Raw genomic sequence first — 6,935 nt, forward strand, 5'->3', positions numbered from 1 at the left:
GGGCGGCGGCTTCCTGCAGCTGTTCGTCCGTCTGCAGTTCTGCGCCGGGCAGGTACTCCACCGGGTTGAATTGCTTGAGGGCCGGCGCCGAGACGATGCGTCGGGTCAGGCGAATGGCGTCGGCGGCCACCCGCAGGTCTTCCGGATGGCTGAGGTAGTTGGGGCGGATCAGCGGCGCGTCTGCCGGGTTGGCCGAGCGAATGTCGATGCGGCCACGGCTTTGCGGGCGCAAGTCGCACACCGAAGCGGTGAAGGCCGGGAACCCGTGCAGTGGTTCGCCAAAGCGCTCCAGGGACAGCGGTTGCACGTGGTATTCGAGGTTGGCCGACGTCTGCTCCGGCCCGGAGCGGGCAAACGCGCCAAGCTGGCTGGGGGCCATGGACAACGGGCCGCTGCGGTCGTACAGGTAGCGCAGGCCCATGCCCATCTTGCCCCACACGGTGCCGGCGATCTGGTTCAGGGTGCGGGCGTTTTCCAGCTTGTAGATCAGGCGCAGTTGCAGGTGATCCTGCAGGTTGCCGCCCACTCCGGGTAACTCGTGCAGCACATCGATGCCCAAAGGCTTGAGCACGCTGGAGGGGCCGATACCGGAGCGTTGCAGGATGCCCGGCGAACCTACGGAGCCGGCGCACAGGATGATTTCCTTGCGCGCCCGCCACGTGACTGGCTGGCCTTGCTGGCGAGTAACCACCGCCGCCGCACGGCCGTTCTCCAGGAGTACGCGGTCGACTTCAACCTCGGTCATCACCGTCAGGTTGGGCCGCTGGCGGATCGGTTTGAGAAACGCCTTGGCCGCATTCCAGCGCACGCCGGATTTCTGATTGACCTGGAAATAGCCACAGCCTTCGTTGTCGCCCTGGTTGAAGTCGCTGATGCTGTCGATACCGCTTTGCTGCGCCGCGTCACGAAACGCATCGAGGATCGGCCAGTGCAGGCGCTGTTGCTCAACCCGCCATTCACCGCCGTCACTGTGAAATTGCGAGGCACCGGCAAAATGGTTTTCGCTCTGCTTGAACAGCGGCAGCACATCCTTCCACGCCCAACCGGGATTGTCCTCGGCCCAGCCGTCGTAATCCCGGGCCTGGCCGCGCATGTAGATCATGCCGTTGATGGACGAGCACCCGCCCAGCACCTTGCCGCGCGGGTAGCTCAGCGCTCGGCCTTGCAGGCCTTCCTCGGCTTCGGTCTTGAAGCACCAGTCGGTGCGCGGGTTGCCGATGCAGAACAGGTAGCCGACGGGAATGTGGATCCAGGGGTAGTTATCGCGACCGCCTGCTTCAAGCAGCAAGACGCGATGGGCAGGGTTGGCAGACAGTCGATTGGCCAGCAGGCAGCCCGCCGGGCCGGCGCCTACCACCACGTAATCGTATTCAGCAGCTGCAGAATGCATCTGTGACCTCGCTTGTTTTTCTTATTGGTCCCATCCTAGTTGTTAGTTTTCGTCTTAAAAATGTTAGTTTTTACCCAGCTGCTGTGCGTTTTTAGACAGCGATGCTTTCAAGGTGGACAGCGGAGGCGATATGTTCGACTGGAATGATCTGCGGTTCTTTCTCGAGTTACAGCGTAGCGGACGCCTGCTCACGGCGGCGCAACGTTTGAAAACTACTCACGCCACTGTGGCCCGGCACATCGAGGCCATCGAGAAAAGCCTGGGCACTGCGCTGTTCGTGCAGCACGCCCAGGGTTACGAACTCACGCCCTCCGGCGAAGCCCTGCTCAAACATGCCGAAGCCATGGAAAACGTGGCGCTGCTGGCCGAAGAAGAACTGACCCATTCCGCCGCGCCCCTGGGCAAGATCCGCCTGGGGGTGGCCGAGGGTTTGGGCGTGATGTTCCTGGCCAGTCGCATGGGCGGCCTGTTCGAACGCTACCCGGGCCTGGAAGTGGAACTGCTGGCAGTGCCACGGTTTGTCAGCATCCTCAACCGCGAAGCGGAAATCAGCATCCACCTCGAACGCCCCAGCGTCGACCAACTGGTGACCCGCAAACTCACCGACTACCGCCTGGCGCTCTACGCCAGCCGCAGCTACCTGGACCGCACACCGCCGATTGAAAAACGCGAGGACCTGGCGGTGCACGCCTGGATCGATTACGTCGATGATTTGCTGTTCAGCCAGGAATTGAAATTCCTCAGCAGCTTCTGCCGCAACCCCAAAGTGGTGTTCCACAGCACCAGCGTGATCGCCCAGCACCAGGCGGCGCGCTCGGGGTTGGGAATTGCCGTATTGCCGTGCTTCATGGCGGCGAGCGACCCGGACCTGGTGCCGCTGCTGCCGGCGGAGAGCATCCAGCGCAGCTACTGGATCAGCTCCCGGCGCGAGTTGCACAAGTCGGTAAGGTTGCGGGTGTTGTGGGATTACCTGGTGGAACTCTGCGCGCGGGAGCAAGGGGTTTTGCTGGGGGAGGAGCTCTGATCCACCGCAATCCTGTGGCGAGGGGGCTTGTCCCCCGTTGGGCTGCGAAGCGGCCCCAAAAAAAAGCGGGAGCGCTGCGCACTGGAACGCAGCCCTGTCCAACGGGGGACAAGCCCCCTCGCCACAAACAGCATTCGTTGATTCAGGGAATCGCAATCCCGAGCGCGTTTAGTGTTGGCGTGTCCATGCGCCCGTGGTTTTGTAGATTTGAATCGGCCTGAAACGCCATCAATGCACCGCGGGTTCCATTGCCCAGAACACCATCGATAGCGCCGGTATAGTACTGCTTGACCAGCAAGGCCATCTGAACCCGCATCACTAGCTTGTTACGCTCCGCAGTTGCTGCTGCTCCAGCTGCAGTTCCATTGGGTGTGGGAGACCCGTTTGAAGAGGATGGTCGGCTGGTGGAACCATTGAAATTGTTCGCAGAGCTTCGACTTGCCCCGGGTGTGCTGTAAAGCGACCGTGGCGCGACGGCGGGAGTTGGCGCCGTGTAACTGCGCGGCGCGCTGTAACCGCTCGAACCGCTGTAATGCGAGCTATGAGATCGGTGAGAGCTGTGTGAGCGATGTGCCGCGTAAATATTCACTGCATTCGGCGCATTGAGTGTGTTGTTGAAAGTCGGCGGCTTTTCCGTGGCCTTCCAATCGGGTTGGAGCACCGCTATTTGACTGGCTTGTGCCAGCGGGCTCAACGCCACCGGGACTATTGCAATACCATGACCGATTAACATTTTCCAGCGATCCATCAGCGTCATCATGCGCTCCTTGCGTAGTGGGAGGTTTCCTCAAGGCTCAGCGGACGTATGCCGCGACTCTGCCAGCGAAGGGAGTGGGATTTAAAAAAGCCGGCGCAGTGATGCTTGGCCGCACAGGATTGGCAGGCTTCGATAAACAGATTTTTCCAATCGGAAATGCTTTGCCGGTAAAACCGTGAAAGCGAGGGGGCCAATACACACAGAGGTAAGTTGTAGACCGATACCGTCAGACCGCGAACGTCGAGGAAGTGACAGGCCTCTGCCAGCGTTTTCTGGTAGTCGAGAGGGTCTATCCACAAGGCCTCGTAGTTCTTCTTGGCTAGGCCAGTATTCTCGATCCCCATCAATGCGACATGTTGGACGAACGGCAGGTTGCGAAAAATATAGTGCGCAAGTTGCCCAAGCCTAGGCGCGGTCAAGCGGCTGAGCACGACCCTGATTTCGACGTTCTGACCAGCGCGCGCCAGGTTGTATAGGCCCTGCATGGTTTCGCTGAACGCGCCGAGCGATTGAACCACATGATCGTGCTCGGCTGCGGTATCGGCGTACAACGGGATACCCCAGGTCAGCCGGGGATGCTGGATTTCTTTCAGCGCGGTCAGCCAGGATCGGTGCCGCAGAAGGCGTCCGTTGCTCAAGATATGCAGCGATTTTTCAGGCAGCACATTTTTGGCTTTCTGGATCAATGCCAGTAAACCATCAGCATACAAGGTAGGTTCGCCACCACTGATACCTATCTGTTCATCGCCGGCATCCATCAGGTCGATCAACTGTAGGTTTTCGTCGATATGCCAGTAATCGTTTATGTCCTTGGGGGGTTGCGAGCACATCAGGCACAGGCTGTTACAGCGGTCAGTTATGAACAGCAAATTGCTGTTCGCATGGCGCCGATACAGCACGCGAACCACATTTGAGCCGGGCGACAGGGCGATCACATCCCCGGGTTGAACTACACGTTCATCCTTGGGAGTGGCCAAGATGATTCCGGGATAATCGAGGGCTTGCTCGTTTGCATTAGCTAGCAGGATGCCTGCTACTGGCATGGTCAGCAGTTGCGGCTGTGTTGCGATATCTTCGGATGTCAGCCATAGCAACAGGTCTGTGAATGCAACGTTGCCGGAACACGCCGAGGTGCCTTTCTCAATCAGCTCTTGAGGTGTGATGACCTTTAGCAGGCAGGCAGTATCAAGGTTGCGTATATCGAACTGGGTATCGAGCCTGAGCATATCAACCTCCGAACCCAGGATGGGGCAAGTCACTGAACGAGCGGCGCGCCAACCAAGACATCAAGACCCGTTGAGTGGTGCTGTCGCCGTCATGCAATAGGCCGAATAGGTGCGTTAGCAACGCGGTATTTTTTTGGCAAAAGGTACTGAACATGCGGTGCCCGACAGGATCACCCTGGCGTGCAAAATGCTCAATCGGGTCGGCACCGCAGTAGGGAACCAAAGCGCAGTCCGAGCAACCCGGCAAAGCCTCGGCAACTCCAGCGCCGAGTAGAAGCTCAACGATCGGTGAGCGCAGTAATTCGCTCAGTGGCTGTTGCACGCTGCCTAGCTTAAGGCCGCTCTCACCCATTTCCAGGAGCATCCGTGCTTCGTCCGAGGGGTACACATCGCCGTCGTAGTTATAGACCAATGTGCCTACAGCCGCGCCCAATGGGGAGCGTAGGTCGACATAGCCGCTGGAAAAGGGAGTAAGGATATTGCCCAGCAACAACGAGGTGTAGCCTTCGCTCAGGTACGTTCCCTGGCTATTGAGTTGGATCAGATAGTCCAAGGCCTGCTTGTAGAAAATCAGATACTGCTCCATCGAGTAATCGAGTCGCTGTTCTGACTTCTTGGCAAAACCATATGGGCTCAGTGGCCGGAGGGAAATGCTGTTGAATCCCTGTTGGACGTATTCATCAATGATTGCTTCTGGGTGTTCAAGGCTTCTCGCTGTCAAAGTCGTAAGAGCTGAGACGGAATCGTGCCCCAAAACACTACGCACCCGTTGAATGCCTTCCGCTGTTCGTTGGTAAGCGTTTTTCTCAGGTGTCGGGCGGTTAGCGTTATGCAAAAAAGCTGGACCGTCCAGCGACGTGGAGAACTGCACGGAGTACTGCTTGGCAAATGCCAGAATCGGGTCCGTCAGGTGGTGCAGCGTGCTACTGATGATGAACTGAATGCTGCGTTGCTCGATTTCATTACGTGCGCTGACAGCTTCGATTATTTGCTTGACTCGATCAAATGCCAGCAGTGGTTCACCTCCCTGAAACTCTACGGTTAGAACTGGGGAGGGCGACTCGAACAAGCGGTCGACGGCATGCATGGCGTGCTCTGTCGACATGTCGTGGCCATGGCCGCCTAGTGGCGCACGGGATACTTGGCAGTATTGGCAGGTGTGGTTGCATCTTAGCGTTACTACAAACAGATGCAGCGCCGGCCCGCCAAACAGGAAGCTCTTTTTGCTGCGAATTTGCGCAGTCATTTCCGGAAAAGGCACATGGATTTCGGGTTCGTAGAGAAAGTGACGTGCCAGCAAATCTTTGTACAAGGATGATCGGCGATCTAGTTGTTTGTGGACGATTTTTGGAAGATCGTCTTCGTTCACAAACAAGTACTCGCCCGTATCTGTGGTGATTAGTACTTCCGAGCCGCAGGTATCCGGCATCCGCATGAACCGGAAGGGTAGCAGGCGATAGTCGGTTTCCTTGGCGATAAGTACGGCTGGCATATCAGAGGCCGCATTCTTTCAAAGCAGTACTGGCCAGTAATTCTCTAAGACCACTGGTTTCTAGTGCAATCTGATCACGTAGGTTGAAATCATTCAGGTGGCGAAGGAGCAGTACCTTTGCGGCATCGGCCCCGTATCCCAATAAGCTGGACGGTTCGCTCGGATTAACTTCTAGCACCCACTGGTAGTTTTCCTGGCGAATAAGGATTGAGAGTGTCTGCGCCAGGCTATACGCAGCACGTTGAACCACGCGCAGCGGGTAGATCTGTTCATCTAATGTAAGTGTCAGCGACCAGGTCATAATGGGACTCCCTTCCAATAACCATCTGCATGGTGCGGGATAATGCCTCAACTTGGAGGCTAATTGCCATTATTGTTACCCGGCCTGTCGTCTTCTTTTGTTCCTCGCGTTGTTGTGAGGCTGGCTGGCCAACCTCACATTCGAGGAGTGGGGGCTCTAGAGCTTCACCACCTGATGCACCTGCTCACCACAGGCACGGATCTCCTTGATCATCTTTTCAAACGGTGCGCTGACAATTTCATCGTGGGCCAGCCAGCGTATTTTCTGCGTCAGGACGTAGTGATAACGCCAGTCGCCCTTGACGCGCTCACCCGTCAGGTCCAGGTCGTACCACGGCGAGCGTACCTGGCAAGCCTTGATGTCCTTGTCGATCTGCCCACCCGACAGTGTGATGGTGTAATCCAGCGTCTCGGGGTTGCCTATGTACAAGTCGGCCAGTTGCCCATTGCGGCGGTAGTTGAGCAGACCGTCCCATTTCTCTTGCAGCAAGGCATCGTTGTAGACGTGGTCGTTGCCCAGCGGTTCCAGGGGCCGCATGTCCGTCAGGGTGGCGCTGACCTTGTAGCTGGCCGGGATCAAGAAGGCGGTGGCGGGGCGCTCGACCTGGCAGTCGGTGATCTGTTTGCCGAAGTTGTCGCAGATGTTCTGGTCGCTGGCGGTGGCGCCTTGCTGGCGGTCGGCGACGCTCAGTTGCATCAGCGGCATGCCGCGAAAATCAACGGTGGCCGAGACCCGGGCGGTGCCC

The 6,935-nt window shown here is 57.9% G+C and carries 6 protein-coding genes and 1 pseudogene; 1 reads left to right on the plus strand and 6 read right to left on the minus strand.

The genetic code is table 11. The annotated features are described in order from the left end of the window. Positions 1–1,390 (minus strand): GMC family oxidoreductase (locus tag HX846_RS12875; protein ID WP_178965505.1); only part of this gene is annotated, 1,390 nt, incomplete at its 3' end. A gap of 130 nt (positions 1,391–1,520) precedes the next feature. Between HX846_RS12875 and HX846_RS12880 the strand changes: the two genes are divergently transcribed. Then, positions 1,521–2,414 (plus strand): LysR family transcriptional regulator, encoded by an 894-nt coding sequence (locus HX846_RS12880; RefSeq protein WP_178965506.1) that lies wholly within the window; start codon positions 1,521–1,523, stop codon positions 2,412–2,414. Between the two features lie 142 nt (positions 2,415–2,556). Here the strand turns inward: HX846_RS12880 and hxsA are convergent, their stop codons facing one another. The 5 genes and pseudogenes from hxsA to HX846_RS12905 all read right to left on the minus strand — a co-directional run. Beyond that, on the minus strand, positions 2,557–3,171 hold the full coding sequence (gene hxsA, locus HX846_RS12885) for a His-Xaa-Ser repeat protein HxsA (protein ID WP_178965507.1): 615 nt from the start codon (positions 3,169–3,171) through the stop codon (positions 2,557–2,559). After that, positions 3,171–4,397, minus strand: a complete 1,227-nt coding sequence (gene hxsC, locus HX846_RS12890; RefSeq protein WP_178965508.1) for a His-Xaa-Ser system radical SAM maturase HxsC — start codon at positions 4,395–4,397, stop codon at positions 3,171–3,173. The genes hxsA and hxsC overlap by 1 nt, the downstream gene beginning before the upstream one ends. 1 nt (position 4,398) lies before the next feature. Continuing rightward, positions 4,399–5,889, minus strand: coding sequence for a His-Xaa-Ser system radical SAM maturase HxsB (gene hxsB / locus HX846_RS12895; RefSeq protein WP_178965509.1), 1,491 nt, complete (start codon positions 5,887–5,889; stop codon positions 4,399–4,401). A 1-nt stretch (position 5,890) separates the two neighbouring features. Further along, a complete protein-coding gene (hxsD, locus tag HX846_RS12900; protein ID WP_178965510.1) occupies positions 5,891–6,190 on the minus strand; it encodes a His-Xaa-Ser system protein HxsD in 300 nt (99 codons plus the stop codon). A gap of 156 nt (positions 6,191–6,346) precedes the next feature. Continuing rightward, positions 6,347–6,935: pseudogene (locus tag HX846_RS12905) on the minus strand (cysteine protease); the annotation flags it as partial.

Origin of the sequence: Pseudomonas sp. K5002, from assembly GCF_013386655.1 — a bacterium.
Taxonomy (GTDB): Bacteria; Pseudomonadota; Gammaproteobacteria; order Pseudomonadales; family Pseudomonadaceae; genus Aquipseudomonas.